This is a genomic window from Corallococcus sp. AB018 (assembly GCF_003986945.1).
Taxonomy (GTDB): Bacteria; Myxococcota; Myxococcia; order Myxococcales; family Myxococcaceae; genus Corallococcus; species Corallococcus exiguus.
Genome location: NZ_RAWR01000033.1, coordinates 20169 through 39979 on the forward strand (window position 1 = coordinate 20169; position 19811 = coordinate 39979).

9 protein-coding genes are annotated in these 19811 nt (G+C 71.3%); 6 read left to right on the forward strand and 3 right to left on the reverse strand.

The features are described from left to right. Positions 1-4: 4 nt before the first annotated feature. Together D7Y11_RS09705 and D7Y11_RS09710 are read right to left on the reverse strand one after the other, a co-directional pair. Positions 5-3856, reverse strand: coding sequence for an AAA family ATPase (locus D7Y11_RS09705; RefSeq protein WP_126933546.1), 3852 nt, complete (start codon positions 3854-3856; stop codon positions 5-7). Between the two features lie 215 nt (positions 3857-4071). Next, positions 4072-5220, reverse strand: coding sequence for a hypothetical protein (locus tag D7Y11_RS09710; RefSeq protein ID WP_120578774.1), 1149 nt, complete (start codon positions 5218-5220; stop codon positions 4072-4074). A 348-nt stretch (positions 5221-5568) separates the two neighbouring features. Here D7Y11_RS09710 and D7Y11_RS09715 point away from each other — a divergent pair, with 348 nt between their 5' ends. The 3 genes from D7Y11_RS09715 to D7Y11_RS09725 all read left to right on the forward strand — a co-directional run bounded on the left by D7Y11_RS09715 (position 5569) and on the right by D7Y11_RS09725 (position 8809). Beyond that, positions 5569-7596, forward strand: coding sequence for a YgiQ family radical SAM protein (locus D7Y11_RS09715; protein ID WP_120577813.1), 2028 nt, complete (start codon positions 5569-5571; stop codon positions 7594-7596). Between the two features lie 86 nt (positions 7597-7682). Beyond that, positions 7683-8183 (forward strand): hypothetical protein, encoded by a 501-nt coding sequence (locus D7Y11_RS09720; RefSeq protein WP_120577814.1) that lies wholly within the window; start codon positions 7683-7685, stop codon positions 8181-8183. A 194-nt stretch (positions 8184-8377) separates the two neighbouring features. Then, complete coding sequence (locus D7Y11_RS09725) at positions 8378-8809, forward strand: hypothetical protein (protein ID WP_126933547.1); 432 nt, start codon at positions 8378-8380, stop codon at positions 8807-8809. 7 nt (positions 8810-8816) lie between these two features. Here D7Y11_RS09725 and D7Y11_RS09730 read toward each other — a convergent pair whose 3' ends face one another. Next, positions 8817-11795: an ATP-binding protein gene (locus D7Y11_RS09730; RefSeq protein WP_199753709.1), complete on the reverse strand. Its 2979-nt coding sequence runs from the start codon at positions 11793-11795 to the stop codon at positions 8817-8819. Positions 11796-12156: 361 nt separating this feature from the next. Here D7Y11_RS09730 and D7Y11_RS09735 point away from each other — a divergent pair, with 361 nt between their 5' ends. From D7Y11_RS09735 to D7Y11_RS09745, 3 genes are all read left to right on the forward strand, one after another. Further along, on the forward strand, positions 12157-13137 hold the full coding sequence (locus tag D7Y11_RS09735; protein WP_126933548.1) for a ChaN family lipoprotein: 981 nt from the start codon (positions 12157-12159) through the stop codon (positions 13135-13137). A gap of 293 nt (positions 13138-13430) precedes the next feature. After that, entirely contained in the window at positions 13431-14615 is a 1185-nt protein-coding gene (locus D7Y11_RS09740) for a hypothetical protein (protein ID WP_217275907.1), read from the forward strand. 184 nt (positions 14616-14799) lie between these two features. Continuing rightward, positions 14800-19767: a hypothetical protein gene (locus D7Y11_RS09745; RefSeq protein WP_233607251.1), complete on the forward strand. Its 4968-nt coding sequence runs from the start codon at positions 14800-14802 to the stop codon at positions 19765-19767. Positions 19768-19811: the final 44 nt, after the last annotated feature.

Here is a 19811-nt window from a genome sequence, read left to right on the forward strand (position 1 = left end):
TGTTTCAGGGCGCCGGGCGGTGGCCGGACAGCGTCTCCACGTAGGACGCGGCCACCCGGAGGAAGCGGCCCCCACGCACGCCGGTGAGGTACTGGCGCTTCATCGCGCGGGTGGCCCCCACGTAGAACATCGCGCGGCGGATGCGTTCGTTCTCGCGCTCGTTGCGCTGGCGAGAGCCCGCCATCCACGCCTCGATGGAGTCCAGGGCCTCCAGTCCCGCGAAGAAGACGACGGGGCACTCGTGGCCCTTGCATGAGAACACCGTGGTGGCGCGCACGTGGTCCACGCCGCTCACCCGGAAGTCCGTCACTTCCCGGCCGCCCTTGCCGCCGTAGGCCTCCGCGGGCACGCCCGCCTTGCGCAGCGCGTCCGTGAACGACGCGGGCATCACCGGCGCCACCACCAGGATGTCGCCGGGATGGACGCCCTCCTCGTGCACCAGCCGGGCAATCTCCTTGGCCACCCAGCGCGCCTCGCTGGTGCTGGAGGCGAAGTCCTTCACCTGCGGCAGCACGCCGCCGCGCTCGGTGGACTGCACGCGGTAGAGGCCTTCCAGCGTCTCCTCCGGCAGCCACAGCAGCCGCTCGCGGGCCAGCTCTCCGGCCTTCATGTACTCGCGCATGCCGGGGTCGGTGACGCGGTGCTGGCGCAACGGGTCCAGCACCACGTTGAAGGCCACGTCGAGGATGTCGCGCGTGGCGCGGAAGGTCTCCTTGAGCACGCGGGTGCGGCCCCGGAAGGACAGCCCTTCGGGGAGCTGATCCTTCAAGCTGTCGATGGGCGCCTGGCCGTAGACGTTCTGCGAGTCGTCCATGAACAGCTGGAAGCAGCGGGACTCGCGGCCGTCCTCGCCCACGCGGGGGCGCACCAGCGCGTGCAGGGCCGCCAGTCCCTTGGCGTCCATGTCCTGCGCCTCGTCCACGAAGACGGCGTCGAAGGCGTGGGGTTCCAGCCGCCGCAGCGCGCCCACGTGCTTCACCGTCACCTGGGCCCTGAGCGCGCGCAGCTGCTCCGGGCCCGCGCGCACGGTGAGCGCCTCCATGAGCAGCTTGTCCACGAGCGGCGTGAGCGAGCGGTTGTAGAAGGACACCAGCACCCGGGCGCGCGGGTTCTCCAACAGGTAGCGCGCGGCCCAGTGCGCCAGCACGTACGTCTTGCCGCTGCCGGCCACGCCACGCACCAGGTGGTGGCCGTCGTCGAAGCGGCGCTCGAAGAGGGAGACCTGCTCCTGCGTGAAGAGCGGTCCAGTGTCCTTGCCACCCGCGATTTCTCCGCCCAGGCCCACGGGCACCAGTGGCGGCGGCGGTGGCGGCGGCGGGCGCGGCTGGGTGGCGAGCAGCTCCAGCTTCGGCGGCGTGCCGGCGTGGACGCGCACGCGGGGGAGCAGCGACAGGAAGCGCGCGGGCACGGGCGAGGCGCGGGCCTCCGCGCGCGAGGCGAGCACCAGCAGGTATTCCTTCGCGCGGCTGGCGGCGACGTTGAGGATGGGCACCAGCGTGTGCGGCGGGAAGGGCCGTCCGCCAGCCACCGTGTCCACCATCACCACGTCGTACTGGGTGCCCTGCTGGCGGTGGATGGTGGAGGCGCTGAACATGTCGTGGCGCAGGCCCGCCGCGTTGCCCAGCTTGCGCAGGAGCGCCGCCTGCGCGCGGTAGGGCGTCACGCACAGCACCGTGAGGCCCAGGCGCACGGACTGGCGGGCCAGCGTCACGGCGAGCTCCGCGGACAGCTCGCGCTGGTAGCCGGAGCCCGTCTCGCCTCGGCCGTGCGTGAGGCGGCGGGTGTCGCGGCTCAGGCCATCCAGCACCAGCCACATCGCGCGGGACGGGAAGGCGGGCACGGGCGCGGGCCTCTGGGCCCGGTCCTTCACGATGTCGCCGTCCTCCAGCGCGCCGCCGTAGCAGAAGTGGCTCACCACCTTCGCGATGTCCGGGTGCATGCGGTGCTGGGTGCGCAGGAGCAGCACGTCCGGGCGCTCCGCGTCCTTCACCGCGTCCTCCAGGTGGGACAGGGCGCTGGCGCGCAGCCACGTCTGGGTGCCCTTCCCCGCCCCTTCCGCCGCTCGGCTCACGGGGCCAATCTGCTTGGGGTCGCCCGCGAGCGTCACCTGCCGGGCCAGCGGGGCGAGCAGCGCCGTCGCCGCGCGCGTCACCATGCCGGCCTCGTCCACCACGAGCCGCTGGAAGGTCTCCTCGCCTTCCAGCTCCGACACCAGCCGCAGGGCGCGGTGCACGGTGAGCACCATGAGGGGGCTTTCGCCCTTCTCCGCCTCCTTGAGCGTGGGGTCCTTCACGCGGCCACGCAAGCTGCGCAGCTCCGCCTGCATGCGGGCGAGCTCCGGCGCGGGGCCGCCCCGGGAGCGCTCCAGCGTGAGCTCGCGCTCGCGCTGCTCGATGGTGTTGAGCAGCTTGCTCGCCTTGTTCTCCTCCATCGCCACGGTGGGCAACTTGTGGAGGGACTCGCTGGCGCCGGTGCCGCCGCGGAAGATGCTGCGGGCCAGGGGGCGCAGGGGGATGGGGTCGCGCTCCAGCAGGGCGCTGACGCGCATCACCAGTTCGTCCGCGGCGCGATTGGTGGGGGCCACCGCGAGGATGCGCTCGTTGGGGTAGGCGCGCAGGGCTCGGGCGATGAGGTCCGCGACGGCCGTCGTCTTGCCGGTGCCGGGAGGGCCCCAGATGCTGCCCCACGGCTGGCGCCACAGCCGGTCCACGGGGATGAGCTCCGCGTCGCGCGGGGACGGCGTGGACGGGAGGAGCTCCCCCTTCGCGCGCGCCAGGGCGTTGGTGAGGTCGGAGGTGCGGTCCTCGTAGGCGGCGGCCGCCGCGCACAGGGCCTCCGCGAAGTCGTAGGGCCGGTAGCACCAGCGCTCGCAGGAGAGGACGCGGCGGTCCAGGTCCTCGCCGGAGTCGGAGGAGGCGAAGACGCGGCCGGACTCGAAGTCCAGGTGGACGATGTTCCCGGCGAAGACCAGCTCCTCACCCAGGAAGCCGAGCAGCGAGCCGCCGGACCAGTCCGGATCCGCGGCGGGAACGGGCACCAGCCCCAGGACGCCCGGCCCGGCCAGGCCCACCTCGCGTGCCTCCTGGATTCGCTGCGCGCGGTACTGGCTGCGCTCGGCCACCAGCGCGTCGCGCAGGTCCTCCGGAAGATAGGTGGGGGCGACCCACTGTTCCCGGCGGCGCCCGGAGGACACTGCGGCCTGCATGGCCTCGCGTTCCGCCGGGGTGACGTCGCCGGAGGCGGACACGTCGCGGGCCGGGGCCTCTTCCGGGGGACGCGCGTTGGCGACGTCGTCCACGCGAACGAGGTTCGTCGCGGGTGCCACCTCGGGAGGAGGCATGTCGGACGAGTCGTCCACGCGGACGAGGTCCGGCGCGGGTGCCTCCTCGGGAGGAGGCATGTCGGCCGAGTCGTCCACGCGAATGAGGTCCGGCGCGGGTGCCTCCACCGGAGGGCGCTTGTCGGCCGAGTCGTCCGAACGAAGGAGGTCCGGCGCGGATGCCTCGACCGTGCCAGGGGCAGCGTTCCCCTGTCCGGCGGGACGCGCCGGCACCGCGCGGTTCACGCGGTGGGAGGCCGGCATGGACGCCAGCGCCGCGGAGTCCAGCTCCCGGAAGGTCAGCGTCCTCGCCTTCGCGGACGCCCTGCCCTTCACCTCCGTCACCTTCGGCGCGGGCTCGGCGTCCTCCGACTCCTGCGGCGGCCACGACGCGCGGACCCGGAGCACGGGCGCGGCGTGTCCCTCCTGGACGTCGGTGTCGTACTCCACGCGGAGCACGGGCATGAGGTCATCCGGAGCACGCTCGTCCCGCGGCGCCTCCCCCTGACCCGACTCCTCGTCCGTCCTGCGCATCATGCGGGGTGCTCGCGGCGAGGCCCTTCCTCACTTCGGAAGCGGCGGCGCCGGGAAGCCGGCCAAGCTAGGGGAGGCGTCGATCTGCGTCAACGCGCGCGCGGGCTCCCTCGCACGCCTGCACCGTCGGTGAAGCCCTCCCCTTCACGCACGACGGCCCGGGCCGCGCACACTCGCGGACCCGGGCCGTCATTCACCGCCTTGGACCTCCGCGGGGACTACAGCAGCGGGCAGAGCAGCCCGTTGCCGGTGCCCGCCGGGCAACCCTCGCCCTGGCAGTAGTTGGGCCCCAGGCCCACGGAGAGGATGCCCAGGGGGCTGGGCACCTTCACCTTGCAGGTGCCGATGGTCGCGTTGCCGGACGCGTCCGCCACCGAGTACACCATCGTGTAGACGCGGCCGTTGCCCAGCAGGCTGGACTCCGCGCGCAGCTGCGCGGACTTGCGGTCCGCGCTCAGCTTGATGTCCTGGCACTTGAAGAGGGCCAGGCTGAACAGCGCGTCCTCGGACTCATCCGACTCCACGCGGATGATGGAGGCCGACTGCTGCAGGTCCAGCGTCCCGCCGCAGGTGTCCGCCGCCGGCTGCGCGCAGTCCGCCAGCGTCACCGTCTTGTAGTCCGCGCCCGGGGTGCGGGCCAGCACCAGGTTCTTGCTCGCCCCGGCCACCGGCGCCGTCGCGTCCACCACCGTCACCGTCGCGCTGCACGTGGCCGAGTCCATCCCGTCCGACACCGTGAGCGTCACCGGCGTCGTCCCCACCGGGTACTGGCCCGCCGGGCTGGCCGTGATGCTCAGCGGCTGCGGGAAGCCATCCGGATCATACGAGCCATTGTCGATGGACGCCGCCGCCGAGCACGACGCGTTGGCCGACACCGTCACGTTCTTGCAGAGCGCCACCGGCGCCTGGTTCACCAGACAGCCGCCGCCCGCCGCCAGCGTCAGCGTCGCCGTGTTGTTCTCCTCGCTGTCCTCCGGGAAGAAGTTGAACGCGTCCGCGACCACGAACAGCTTCTGTGCGCCCTCCGGGATCTGCACCGCCGTCTCGAACGCGTAGCGCTCCTTGCCCACCAGCCAGGGCACGTTCACCGTCGCCAGCAGCGTGCCGCCCTCGGCCGGGTCCCCCGCGTAGATGCCCGCCACCGACGGGTCGATGCCCGTCGGAGCCTCGTTGACGATGAAGCCCGTCACCGTCGCCACCTGGCCGTCGTCACACGTCACCCCCAGCCCGGACACCGCCAGGTCGATGCCCGTGTGCAGCGCGGCCTTGGACTGGCCCGGTGCCACGCCCTCCTCCAGGGTTTCGGTACCACAGCCACTCAGCATCAGCAGGGAGGCGAAGAACGACAGAGGACGGCGCAAGGACATGACTCTCTCCAATGAGAAGGGCGGTGCCGGGATGGGGGGAGCGGGCCTGATGCCAGACAATGACAGCCAGGCCCGCGTCCCATTCTCTGCCATAAACGGAATTTTCTAGCAATACGGGCAATCTTGTACCCGGGTCCAGGTATACATAGACACCACGTTGGAGCCCCAATGACCCTGCTGTCTGTCTTTGCGAGGAGTCGAGAAACGGCGCACTCCGTGTCTGGGTTTGGACGACCTGACGGGTTGCCGGTCCCTCGGGGCACAGGAGGGCAGGCGGCCGTCGCAGTGGACAGCGCCCGCCCTGATGGGGTTGGTTGGGCCCCCCCGCTGTTGAGGGGAACCAAGCCCATGGCCTCCATCACTCCGCGTTACGCCCACCCGTTCCTCCCCGTCACTCGCGCCGACATGCAGGCCCGGGGGTGGGAGCAGTGCGACATCATCATCGTGAGCGGCGACGCCTACGTGGACCACCCGGCCTTCGGGCCGGTGCTCATCGCGCGCTTCCTGGAGGGGCGGGGGTTCAAGGTGGGCATCATCCCCCAGCCGGACTGGCACTCGGCGGAGCCCTTCAAGGCGCTGGGGGCGCCCCGGCTCTTCTTCGGGGTGGCGGCGGGCAACCTGGACTCGATGCTCAACCGGCTGACGGCCCAGAAGAAGAACCGCTCGGAGGACCAGTACAGCCCGGGCGGGCGCACCAACTGCCGGCCGGACCGGGCCTCCATCGTCTACGCGCAGCGCTGCCGGGAGGCCTTCCCGGACGTGCCCGTCGTGCTGGGCGGCATCGAGGCCAGCCTGCGGCGCATCGCGCACTTCGACTACTGGAGCGAGAAGGTGCGCCGCTCCATTCTCTTCGACGCCAAGGCGGACCTGCTGGTGTTCGGCATGGGCGAGCGGCCCATCTGGGAGATCGCCGACCGGCTCAACCGGGGCGAGCGCATCGAGGACCTGAAGGACATCCGGGGCACCGCGCACCTCATCAACGACGCGGCGATGAAGGCCCTGGAGGCGGACCCGGCGAAGCGCGCGGCGGACCGCGACAAGGTGGTGGTGCTGCCGTCGTACGAAGAGGTGGTGGCGGACACGCGCGCGTTCGCGGTGATGAGCCGGGACTTCCAGATGGAGACCAACCCCGGCAACGCGCGCGCCATCGCGCAGCGCCACGGCAACCGCGCCATCTACATGAACCCGCCCGCCCGGCCGCTGGAGGACGGCGCCGGACAGAAGCCCGGGGACACGGCCACGGTGGCCATGGACGAGCTGTATGACCTGAAGCTCAACCGCGTGCCGCACCCCATGTACAAGGAGCCCATCCCCGCCTACGAGACGGTGAAGCACTCGGTGGTGCTGATGCGCGGGTGCTTTGGCGGCTGCACCTTCTGCTCCATCACGGAGCACGAGGGGCGCGTCATCCAGAGCCGCTCCGCGCAGAGCGTGCTGCGCGAGGTGCGCGAGGTGCGGCGCATGGGGGACTTCCGGGGGACGATCACGGACCTGGGTGGGCCCACGGCGAACATGTACAAGCTCAAGTGCAAGAGCGAGGACATCGAGAGCCGCTGCCGCAAGCTGTCCTGCGTGCACCCGGGCGTGTGCGAGAACCTCCAGACGGACCACGGGCCGCTCATCTCGCTGATGAAGCAGGTGCGCGAGGAGCCGGGCATCAAGCACGTCTTCATCGCGAGCGGCGTGCGGTACGACCTGGCGGAGCGCTCGCCGGAGTACGTGAAGGAGCTGGCGGCGCACCACGTGGGCGGCCAGCTGTCCGTGGCGCCGGAGCACGTGTCGCCGCGCGTGCTGGAGAAGATGAAGAAGCCCGGCATCGAGAGCTTCGAGCGCTTCCAGAACATGTTCGCGTGCGCCAGCGAGGACGCGGGCAAGGAGCAATACGACATCGCCTACTTCATCAGCGGCCACCCCGGCTCCACGCTGGAGGACATGGTGATGCTGGCGCAGTGGCTGAAGGAGAAGGGCAAGCGGCCCCGCCAGGTGCAGGACTTCATCCCCACGCCCATGTCGGTGGCCACGGCCATGTATTACACGGGCCTGGACCCGCTGAAGATGGAGCCCGTGTACACGGCCAAGGGCCTGCGCGAGAAGCGGCTGCAGAAGGCGCTCTTGCTCTACTGGAACCCGGAGCACTGGCCGCTGGCGCGCGAGGCGCTGAAGCTGGCCGGGCGCGAGGACCTGATTGGACGGGGCCCCAAGGCGCTGGTGCCGCCGGAGTCCGCCGCGGAGGCCTCGCGCCTGCGGCGCGCCTCGGAGAACGCGGAAGCCGGGGAGGGCCTGGCGACGAACGCGTGGCCCCGGCCGGCGCAGCCACGTCCGTCCGGGCCTCGGGGTGGGGGCCGCACGCCGCGTCCGGGCCCGCGCGGGCGGTAGGAGCCCCCTGACTTTCGTTCCGGGGGGAGGCTCGGGTATAGGTGCGCCGCCTTTTACGAGCGGCCACACCGCCGGAGCCCGACACCATGCCCAGGACTTCACAGGAGCAGTCGCAGGAGCGTCACGCGTTCCTGCTCGACCTCTTCCGCAACCAGCCCGACCTGAGCCGCCAGGACGCCCTGGAGAGCTTCAAGGACCGCTTCGGCGCGACCATCAACCTGCGCACGTTCAACGAGCTGCGCGAACAGGCGAAGAAGGAGCTGTCCTCGCAGCCCGCCGCTCCGGTCGCCGCCCCCAAGGAGGAGCAGGACGTGGAAGTGCAGGACGAGCGGGCCGAGGTGACGGCGGAGGACGCGGGGACGCTGCTGAAGGCCGCGGCGACGCCGGAGCTGCACGCGGGTGCGGTGCCGGCGAAGAAGCCGAAGGCGAAGGGCCCGGGCGCGCGCAACGTGTTCGTGGACGCGTCCGCGGAGCAGCTCCAGTTCCTGGAGCGCATCGTGCAGCAGCTCCAGGAGGCCGGTGCCGCCAACCTGCGCATCGACCACGCCACCGACCGGTGGATGGTGCTGGTGGTGGATTCCAAGTAGCCGTCTGGACCGTCAATGCCTGACACCCAAGGCCCGCCTCCCCTCTCACGAGGAGTGCGGGCCTTGTCGCTTCAAGGGCGCCACAAATATATACCTAAAGAAGGAATTCGTGACCAGTTTGACATAGCAGTAAAACAAAACTATCCCTTCTATCTATGGATGCGCTCACGCATTCACAGACTCAGGGGAAACCGATGACCCGTTCGATTCCTGCGCTGGCCTTGGTGGTGGGTGGATTGTTGTTCGGCTGTGGTGGGATGCCCGAGGAGGGCGAAACCCAGGAGCCGCAGGCCGGGTCGGAAGGCAATGTCTCCCAGAGCGCGGTGCAGACCAATCTTGTCTCTGGCGTGACCGTGACCTACACCCCCGCCACCGACACCTTCACGGTCCACGACACTTTGGCGGATGGTCACTCCGCCGTGGCGGACATCATCAACCACAACACGGGAAGCAATACGCAGTGCTGGAATCCCAATGGCGCGGGAACCTCCAAGTCTTGCGAGCGGAACTATCCCAACAAACCTGTAATCTCCTTTCGTGCGTGTACGGGTGAGTACGGCCCTCGCAGGCTCGTCGCCTGTTCCGGCTGGTTGACGATCAACTCGTTCGCGCCCGAAAAGAAGTAGCAACCCGTCAGGCCTGCGGTCCCGCCAGGGGCAGTGACACCGTGAAGGTGGCGCCGCCCCCTGGCGTCTCGGACAGGCCGACGGTGCCGCCGTGGGCATCCACCACCTGGCGGGCGATCCACAAGCCCAGGCCCAGGCCTCCGAAGTTGCGCACGGACACCGCGCGCTCGAAGCGCTGCCAGATGCGCTCCCGGTCCTCGGGGCGCACGCCCATGCCGTGGTCCACCACCGTCAGGCGCGCGCTCGGGCCCACGTGCTCCACGTGCACCTCCACCGGCTTGCCCGGTCCGTACTTCAACGCGTTGGACAGCAGGCCCTGCACCACCTGCTCCAGGCGCGCCCTGTCGAAGCGGCCCCGCACCGGGCCCGCGACTCGCACCGTCACCTCGCAGCCCTCGCGGCACAGCTCCTCCCGCGCCAGGGCCACCTCCTCCGTCACCAACGCGGCGAGGTCCATGTCTTCCACCTTCAGGTGCACCGGCCCCGAGGACAGCAAAGACATATCGAGCAGCGTCTCCACCACCGTGGCCAGGCGGTGCACCTGCCTCCGCGTGAACAGGAGCCGCTCTCCCAACCGGGCGTGCGCGTCCGGCCCCAGGCCCCGCTCGATGAGATCCAACTGGAGCCGGAAGCCCGCCAGCGGCGTCTTCAATTCGTGGCTCACCACCGACAGGAATTCGTCCCGCGCTCGGACCGCGTCCTGCAACACCGCCTCGCGCGACGACAGCTCCGCCACCTCCCTGCGCACCCGCGCCATCTCCAGCTGCGTGCGCACCCGCGCCGCCAGCTCGCGCGCGGAGAAGGGCTTCACCAGGTAGTCATCCGCGCCCGCCTCCAGGCCCTCCACCGAAGCCTCCTCGCCCGCGCGCGCTGACAAGAGGACGAAGGGGATGGCCCGCAGCCGGGGATCCGCGCGCATCTCGCGCAGCAGGCCGAAGCCGCCCAGGCGCGGCATCATCACGTCGCTCAACACCAGGTCGGGCGGGCGCGCGCGGATGGCCTGGAGCGCGGCGTAGCCGTCCTCCGCTGTCTCCACCGTCACCGACGCGTCCAAAAGCCCCGTGATGTATTTGCGCAGGTCCGCGTTGTCGTCCACCACCAGCACCCTCGCGGACATGGGTGGCAGCAGCGGAGTGGCCCTCACTCCTTCCGAAGTTCGCGCCCCATCCTCCGGGCCCGTCGGCGCCAGCCATCCGTGGATCTCCTCGACGTAGGCGGACGCGCTCCGCTCGACGGAGTGCGCGGGACCTCTTCCCTCGGGGACGAGCTGCTCGCGCGGCAGGTGACTGTTACCCAGGGGCACCGCGACACAGAAGGTCGTGCCCTGCCCCAGTGTGCTCGTCACGTCCACGGTGCCTCCGTGCAGCTTCGTCAGCTCCTGCACCAGGCTCAGGCCAATGCCGCTGCCCTCGTGGCTGCGCGAACGGGCGTTCTCCACGCGGTGGAAGCGCTCGAAGATGTGCGGCAGCTCCGCCTCCGGGATGCCGCTGCCGGTGTCCCGGACCGTCAGCCGCGCCTGGCCGTCCTCAATGTGCAGCCGGACGTGGACGCCTCCCTCGAACGTGAACTTCATCGCGTTGGAGAGCAGGTTGAAGACAATCTTCTCCCACATCTCGCGGTCCACCCAGACGGGCTCTGTCAGCGGCGGCAGGTCGAGCGTGAGGGTGAGCTGGGCTCGCTTCGCGATGGACTCGAACTGGCTCACCAGCTCCGCGGTGAAGGCGGACAGGTCCGTGGGCTGGAAGGCCGCGCGCACGCGTCCGGCCTCCGCTCGGGTGAAGTCGAGCAGCGTGTTGACCAGCTTGAGCAGCCGGGTGGCATTGCGCTGCACCATGGACAGCCGCTCCGCCAGACGCGGGGCCAGCGGCTCCGTCGGATCCGACAGCGCGTCCTCCACGGGCCCGAGCATCAGCGTCAGGGGCGTGCGGAACTCGTGGCTCACGTTGCTGAAGAAGGCCGTCTTGGCCCGGTCCAGCGCCGCGAGCCGCTCCATCCGCTCCACGGCCTCCTGCCGCGAACGCGCGCTGGAGGCGGCCGTGGCCAGCGACCCCGCCACCAGCTCGAGGAAGCCCCGGTACTCCCCCTCGGGGTTCAGGAAGGGGCTCAGGCCCACCACCAGGAAGCCCAGGTCCCGGTCCCCTTCCGCGTGCGGCAGCGGCAGCACCAGGGCGGGCCGGGGCGGCTCCGCGACCTCCGACGGCAGCGGTGCGCCAAGCCACCCATTCACGTCGCCCACCCGCCAGGCCTGGCGCGTGCCCGCCACCGGAGCCAGGAGCCCGCCCGCGGGCCCTCCAGCCTCCGGCGCGCGCAGGTCGAAGTGCGCGGGCACCGCCGCGCTCCGGGCACCCATGCCGGTGGAGCCCACGAGCGAGGCCCGTGCCCCGTCCGCGTCCGTGACGTAGAGCCACGTGAAGGGCAGGTCGGCGGGGTTCTCCCCCAGGGCGTCCAGGCCGGCCCGGCACGCCTCCTCCACGGAGCTCGCGCCGCCTGTGCGCTGGGTGAGGAGGTGCAGCGTGCGCAAACGCCGCTGCCCCAGGACCTGCCCCGTCGTCTCCAGGGCCGGCGTGTAGAAGCCCACCACCTTGCCGTCGTCATCCAGCACCGGGGTGTAGGACCAGGTGAAGTAGGCCTCCTCGGCGAAACCACCCCGTTGGATGGGCAGCGACTGGCTCTCAGCCCAGTTCGCCTGCCGGGTGCGCTCCAGCTCGTCGAACATGCTGCCAAGCGGGTGCCACAGCTCCGGGAAGACCTCGCGCAGCGGCCCCAGTGCATGGTCCGGATGCTTGGCGCCCATGATGGGAATGCCCGCGTCGTTGTAGAGCTGCACGCGCTCCGGCCCCCAGTAGATGAACATGGGGAAGCGCGTCGTCAGGCACATGCTCACCAGGGTGCGCAGTGTCGGCGGCCATGACGCGATGGGCCCCAGCGGCGTCCCGGACCAGTCCCGCTCCAGGATGAGCTGGCCCATCACGCTGCCGCCGCGCAACGACTCCAGCCATCCTTCGGGACGCGGCGCGGCCCCTGCGGCTCCGGCCGTCTGCGGCGCGCTCTGTTCGTTCGTCGGACGGCTCAGGGGAGGCTCGAGGAGTGCGGGACGCGTGGACGAGGGGACCTGAGGTGGACGTAGCCAGCCGGTCTCCCCACTTCAACGCCGGAGTCCGCCAGACGGCCCTTTCCGTCGCCTACCAAGCAGGGCCTCTCAGCCGAGGGGCCTCGAACCTGCCCACCCCTTCTCCATGGGGGCAGGCGGGCCGCCGCCGGTGGGCTCCCCGGACGCAGTGTCCGGGAGCAGGGGCCCCGCCGTTTTCAGACGGGCAATCCCCGCGCGGTCTGGGTGAGATGGCGGGATGACGCGAATTCCCTTCGGCCTCGTCCTCGCGCTGTCCCTGGGTTGCGCCAGCAGGCAGCAGCCGTCCCCTCCTCCCGCGCGGGAGTGGGCCACGACGCTGTACCGGGACCACCCGCTGGTGGGACGCATCTGGGACGTGGCGGGAGGCCGCTTCGTGGACGAGAGCGCCCTGCGCGCGGCCGTGGTGCCCGCGCGCTTCGTGCTCCTGGGCGAACGGCATGACCACCCGGATCATCACCGGCTCCAGGCGGAGCTGGTGCGCGCGAGGACGGACTCCGGCCAGCGTCCCGCGCTCGCCTTCGAGATGCTGGACGTCACGCAGCAGCCCGCCGTGGACGCGGCGCTGAAGGCCTGGCCGGAGGACGTGGAGGGACTGGCGAAGGCGGTGGGCTGGGAGCGCAGCGGCTGGCCCGCCTTCAGCCTCTACGCGCCGGTGTTCGCCGTGGGCCTCCAGGCGCACCTGCCCATCGTCGCCGCCAACCTGCCCCGCGCACAGGTGCGGGAGCTGGTGATGAAGGGGCCAGAGGCGCTTCCTTCCGACCTGCGCTCGCGCCTGGGGCTGGAGGCGCCCGTGCCCGAAGCGGAGGCGAAGGCAGTGCGTGAGGAGTTGGACCGCTCGCACTGCGGACAGCTTCCCCAGGAGATGCTGGAGCCCATGGCGCTGGCACAGCGGGCGCGCGACGCGATGATGGCGGACCGGCTGCTGGAGACCGTGCCCGCGGACGGCGCGGTCCTCATCACCGGCAACGGCCACGTCCGGAACGACCGGGGCGTCCCCGCGCACCTGGAGCGCCGCGTGAAGGACGTCACCGTGCTGAGCGTGGCGCTGCTGGAGGTGTCACCGGAGGCACTGAACCCCCAGGACTACGCGGCTGTCGTTGGCGCCACCACCCTGCCCTACGACTACGTGTGGTTCACGCCAGCCATGCCGGAGGACGACCCGTGCAAGGCGTTGCGGGAGCGCAACAAGAAGCCCTAGCACCGCGAGTGTCAGACCCCGATGGTACGTGAAATGGCGGCACCCGATGCCGCCACTGCAATTGATTCGTTTCACATTCGTACCCATCGAGACCGGAGACACTCCAGGAGTGAAACTCCTGAAGGGTGATTCCATCCCATACGCAACGGATTTCACGACAACAACAGTCGCGCCGCAATGTCGAATTAAACTGTCAATTCAAGACACCCTCACGTAATCAATAGCGCATCCGGGTTCCCCGGATCGGCTGTCTCCCCCCCTGACAGCCTGAACCACCATCCAAGAGAATGACAATGACGACTCGAAGCCTCGGGTTTCGTGCGTGGCGTTGGAGCGCGGTGCTTTCTTTGGCGCTGACGGGCTGTGCCGTGGAGCCTCAGCCGCAGGAGCAAGCCCCCGCCCAGGAAGAGCAGGCGAAGGTCCTGGAAGCGCAGGCGCATGAGCTCACCCCACCCGCGGGGTGTAGCGAGATCACCATGGGCGCGCTGTCGAACGGCGTCCAGCTGACGCCGGTGATGTACGGCGGACAGCCGACCTATCAGGGCACGTTCAACGGCCTGGGAGACCCGGCGCTGAAGGACACGGCGTTCGTCCGGCTGGACGTGAACACGGCGACGGGCGTGCATGACCTGGCGGCCGGTGGCGCCAACACCTTCACCTGCGAGCAGTGCGTCTGGGGCTACCAGGACGCGGGCACGACGGGCCAGAAGCTGTTCGTGGCGGACACCGGCGCCCTGCTGCTGGCGCTCAAGGTGTCGCCGCAGCAGTCGGTGGGCGTGCTCTACAACGTGACACTGCGCGAGTCGGTGAACGCGGCGCCGCTCAGCGCGCCCTACAAGGGCAGCGCGGTGGTCCCGGGTGGCGAGTGCAAGTGGATCCGCTTCGCGACCTGGAACACCCTGCGTCCCATGGGCTGCGACCCGCGCGAGGGCTCGTGGACGGCGAACGTGCCGGGTCACACCTGCGTGGCGGACAACTACTTCGCGGATGACGGCACGCTGGAGAAGTCGCAGGGCACGGGCACGCAGGGCGCGGCCTGCACGCGCACGCCCGCGGCGGACGCCAACCACCCGGCGACGACGGACTGCGCGCAGGGCTTCGCGTGCTCCGACCTGTTCACGGATGACCGGCAGTGCCTGAAGACGTGCGACCCGATGGCGGCGGTCCCCGGCTGCCCCACGGGGACGGTCTGCGGCGTCTACGGCACGTGCATCGAGCAGTCGGTCCTGGAGCCCCTCGGCTTCGACTTCGACCCCGCCCTGATTGGTGAGACGTGCACCAAGACCTACGCCGAGTTCTGCGGCACGGAAGGGGCGCGCGGCGCGTGCGTCAGCCTGAACGGCCAGACGAAGTGCCAGCCCTACACCCGCGCCCGGTCGGAGTGCGGTCCGGGCGAGGAGCTGGGCTTCATCAACTACCCGCTGTCCGGTGGCGGCTACGACCGCACCACCGGCTGGTGCTACCACGACGGTCTGTAGGCCCGGCGTGGGGGGAGCCCGGCCGTGGAGGCCATGGCCGGGCTCCCTGAAGTGACAGTGTCTCCAGGGACGGCACTCCGGGTGGAGGCGGTCCGGTATGCTGACGCACATGCTCTGTCTTGCCTGTACGGAACCGCGTGCGCCGGACTCCGGGCCTCTGTGCCCGGAGTGCGGTGCCGCCCTCGTGCCCGCCGCCGGGCGGCACCTGGATGACTTCGTGCTGGCGCGGATGCGACGGCGCATCGAGCACTGGCGCTTCGACGGGTTGGTGGATCCAGCCACGGCGGACCGGCTGGAGGCCTCGCTCGCGGCGCCTGTTGAAGCGGTCGCGAGCGTTCCGGAGGTGCCCGCGCTCGAGGCCGTGGTGGTTCCGGTTCCGGTGGAACCGGCGCTCGACTCCGCGGCGCGCGTGGAGGCCTGGGCGGATGACGTGGCCGGTTCGCTGCGTCGCGCGGGCGGGTGGCGTCCGGGGTGGTTGGCCTCGCTCGCAAGCTCGCTGGATGAGACGGCGCGGGCGGAGCGGGAGCAGGCGGCGCGGCGGCGGGTGGTGACGCAAGATGACGGCGAGTCCTCCAGCGAGGAGGACATGGGTTCGGCGTTGGGGTCCGGCCAGGCGTTGTTCGGCCGGGGGCACCTGGACTCACTGGGCGGCAGCGGGCTGGAGGCGGTCATCGCGCTCGACGAGGGCGACAACCCTCCCCGCCTCAACGAGTACATCTGGTGGTTCCTCGGCGCGGTGCTCGTGCTGGGCGGCTCGCTCATGGGCGTCCGCGAGGCGTGGCGGGCGCTGGGTGGAGTGCCCCGGCAGCTCATCGTTACGGGCGCGCTGCTGGGCTACCACGCGGCCTTCATCGGGCTGGGTGCGTTCCTGGCGCGGCGCTCTCGGTCCGCGGGGCGCGTGCTCGCGGGCATCGGGCTCGCACTGCTGCCGGTGGTGTTCATCGCGCTGTCGGCCCTGGTGGCGCTGATGCCCGCGGTGGGCGTTCCCGCCGCGTTCGGTGTCGCGGCCGTCGCGCTCCTTCCGCTGCGGGCAGCGGGACGGCTGTGGCGCGGGGCTTCCGCCACGTCCTTCGCGGTGGCGCTGTTCCCGTCGCTCCTGGCGGGGCTCCCGCTGATGGGTTGGGGCGACGCGCCCTGGCTGCGTACGCTGTGCGCGTTCGCGGGCGTGGTGGCGCTGGGGGCCTCGGTGTGGCGGGCGCGTGCGGGCACGGCTTCGTTCGCCGGGGTGGGTGCGGCGCTGTACGGCGCGCTCTGGCTGGCGGTCTTCTGCGTGGCGAGCGGCCCCTCCGGGTTCGATGCGCTGGAGCCGGGGGCGCCCCTGTTCGCGGGGCTCGTGCTGTGGGCGGTGGCGCTGGGCGCGGTGGTGGCGGCGGGAGCGTCCTCGGAGGCCGTCCGGGCGGCCCATCCCCGCGCGGCCCCGGTGTCCGAAACGCTGGCGCACGCGGTGGTCGCCAGCGGCGCGCTCGCGGGGGCGCTCGGCGCCTTCTCGGTCTTCCCGGGCGAGGACACCTGGGTGGATACGGCATCCGTCTGCGCGCCCGTGCTGGCCGCGCTCGTCTTCTTCTTGTTGGAGTTCCGCCGGCGGGCCCTGGTGCATCCGGCCGTCATGGCGGCGCTGCTCGCGGGGGCGTTGGTCGCGCGCGTGCAAGCACCGGACGTTCCGGCGTGGTGGTGCTTCGGCGTCGCGGCGGTGGCGGCCGGGTTGATTCTCCTGGCGCGCGTGACGTTCTCCGCTGTCGTGCGCAACCGGATGCTCGCGTGGGGTGTCGTCGTCTCGCTGGCGACGATGCCCGCGTTCTCCGTGCTGGCGTGGACGCAGGGGACGAACGCGCCCTGGCCCCAGGCGTACACGGGTGCGGTCATCGCGTTCGCGGCCCACTTCGCGGGGCGGTGGCGGTGGCGGGGCCTCCACTACCTGGGCGGTGTCGCGTTGCTCTTCGGGGCTCGCTCGGCCGTGGACGGGACTCCGTGGCTCGCGTCCAGTGCGGCGGACCTGGGCGTCTTCGCGCTCGCGGCGGTGCTCTATGGACTGGCTGGGCTCGCGCAGTCCGCGTGGATGGAGCGTCAGGGTCTGCGGGACGCGTTCCGGCCCCTGGAGGACCTGTCTCTTGTCATCGCCGCGCTCGGGGTGGCTCGGGCGCTGGGGGTCGCGCCCGTGTTGCCGGGTGCGCTCTCGGGTGTCGCGGTGCCCTTCTCGACGGTGCTTGCCTGCGTGCCCACGGCGGTGGCCACGGTGGTGCTGCTGCTGCGCGTCCGGCGCGATGGCAGCCGGCTCGTCGGCTTCCTGGCGGCCATGGGGCTCGCGCTCACGGTGTCGCAGGGCCTGGGCACGGTCTCCGACTTCACCTCGGCGCGGGCCGCGCTCGTGGCGGCGGGCCTGGGCTTCGGCTTCGCGCTGTTCGCGATGCTTCGCGGCCAGGGTCTCGACAAGATGAAGGGCCGGCGGCTGCTGGACGTCTTCCCGCTGCCTTTCGGTGCGCGGGGACGGCCGCTGTTCACGGATGGCTTCGCGGGCGCGGCGCTCGTGCAGGCGGTGCTCGCGGTCATCACGCTCGTCAACTGGATCGCCCTGCCAGACAGCGCCGAGCGTCCGGTGGCCCTGCTCGCGGGCGTACTGCTCACGGCTGGCGCGCTCCTGGCGTTCGTGTCGCGTGGCTTCGTGGCGTTCCAGCTGCGGGGTTCGGTGGTGACGCTCGCCCTGAGCGGCGGGTTCATCGCGCTCACCGGGGCCGTCAATCGCGCGGGCCGGCCGCTTCCGCCCGACGTGAGCGCGTGGCGCCTGCCGCTCATCGGCATCGCGCTGTGGTTCCTGGCGCTGGGCTTGCGGCGCGTGGGGCCGTGGGTGGCCCAGCGTCTGGAGAGACCCAAGCACGGGCCGCTGTACCACGCGGTGCCGCACCTGGGCGTGGCCGTGCTGGCCGTGCTGCTCCTGAAGTCCGCGCTCGTCGTGGGACTGCCGGCTCCGTCACGCGCGCTGGGCCTGGTGCCGCCGCTCCTGGTGCTGGGGCCGGCGCTGCTCACGGTCCTGCTCGCGGCCTCGTTCCGCTCGCGGGCCCTGGCGCATTGGGGACTCCTGCTGGGGATTCCCGGCGCCGCGCTCTGGGCCGCGCAACTGTCGCTGCTTGGAAGTCCGCTGGTGGCCCTGCTGCCTCCCGACGGGCAGTGGATCCGCGCCACGGCGGTGGACAGCGTCAGCCCGTCACTGGACTGGCTGCACCCGGCGGCCTGGATGCCTCCGGGCAGCAGCGAGTTCCTCCTGTGGCAGCAGGCGTTCGCCGGTATCGCCGCGGCCGGGCTCGTCTACGCGGTGTTCGCGGTCGCGGTGGCCCGGATGGACGCGGCCCGTGCGTTCTTCCGGCGGCTGCTGTCCCTGCGCACCGATGACACCTCGGGGCCCTTCCTCGATGCCCTGAGCCGGGAAACGCTCACCGCCGTGGTGCTCGTGGCGGTGGCGGCCTTCTTCCAGCCCGGCGTGCTGTCGGCGGACCTCGTCCTCGCTACCGGTGCAGTGCTGTTCGTGGGCGGCGCGCGGGCACGTGGGCGCGGCGTGGTGGGCCTGGGACTCCTGCTGCTCGTCCATGCATTGGCCCACCTGATGCCGCACCTCGAACCGTGGCCGGGCCCCACGCTGGCGCTGCTGGGGCTCGGGGTGGTGGTCGTCGCACCCTGGATCGCGAAGCGGCGGGGCCACGACGGGGGCCGCACGCGGCTGCGTGCCCATCTGGCCGTGATGCCCTACTTCATCGCGGCCACGGTGTATGCGCTGGCCGTCGAAGGGCACACTTCATCGACGATGGCGGTGCCCCTCCTCGTGTTGGAGATGATCTCGGGGCTCGCGGGCCAATGGATGATGTCCTTCGCCTTCCCCCTGACGCTGGGGCTCCTGTCGGCGGCGCTGCTCGTGGCGGCCTTCCAGTGGCGCGGGGCGCTCGCCGGGTTCATCGCGGGGCTCGGGACGATGGTCGTCGGAGGCGCCGTCGTCTCGATGGGGATGGTGTTCCTCGCATGGAGCCCCGACCCGGAGAGACCGACGTACCTGGAGCTCTTCACCAAGGCCGGCGACACGCTGGCGCTGGCCGCCGCGGGGAGCGCGCTGGCCCTCCACGTCGCTCGACGCGTGACGTCCCGCCGCCGGAGCGACGTCGCGGGAGGCATGGGCTGGGGCCGCGACCTGTGGCTGATGGCGAGCGCGGCGCTGCTCGCGGCCGTCGCCGTGGGAGGCCAGGCCTCCGAGGACGTGCTGCCCGTGGCGCTGGCGGCCATCGGGTTGGCCGTGGGCGTGTCCCTGCACGCCGCGTGGCGCGAGCACACGGGCCGCCATGTCTACTTCGTGCAAATGGCGGTGGTGGGCGTCTACGCGCTGGTGCGTGGGCTGTACGCGCAGGGACTCCGCCCCGAGCATGACGCCCTCTTCGCGCTGTCGCTGGGCTTCGTCCTCGTGGGCGTGACGGTGCTGGCGCGCAGGGCGGGCGTGCGTCCCGTGGAGCAGGCGACGCGGCGGTTCGCGGCACTGCTACCCATCGCGGTGGCGCTCATCCTCCCCCGCGACGCGACGGGCGATGCGGCCCTGTTCGCGGGAGGCTCCGGCCTGCTGTACGCGGCGCTGGGCGCGGTGGAGCGCAGCCGGATGTTCGGTGCATTCGCCGCGGCGGCCTGCAACCTGGCGCTGCTCATCGCCGCGCTCGCGTTCGGGCTGGAGGGGCTGGAGATCTACCTGGCACCGCTCGGGCTGCTGCTCCTGATGATGGGACAGCTCTTCACGTCCAGCCTCCCGCACGCGGCTCGCAACGCGGTGCGCATCCTGGGCGGACTGCTGCTCTATGTGCCCGCGGCGGCGAAGCTGACGGCCAGCATGGGCCAGTCCGAGGATGGCACGTATGCGATTGTCTTCGGCGCTGTCTGTCTTCTGGGGGTGGCCGTGGGCATGGCCCTGCGCATCCGCGCCTACCTGGCGCTGGGGACGTTGTTCCTGCTCCTGGACGTGGTGGCCAACCTGCTCGACGCGGGCTTGCGGGACCACCGCATCGGCTTCCTGGTGATGACGCTCACGGGCCTCACCATCGTCACCGGGCGCGTGATGGCGACCTTGAAGCGCCAGGAGTGGGACCTGCTGCTGCGGCGCGTGCGGGTCCAGCTGCGGGGCTGGGACTGACAGCGCCGTGCGGGGGGCGGACGGATTCCGTGCATCGATTTATG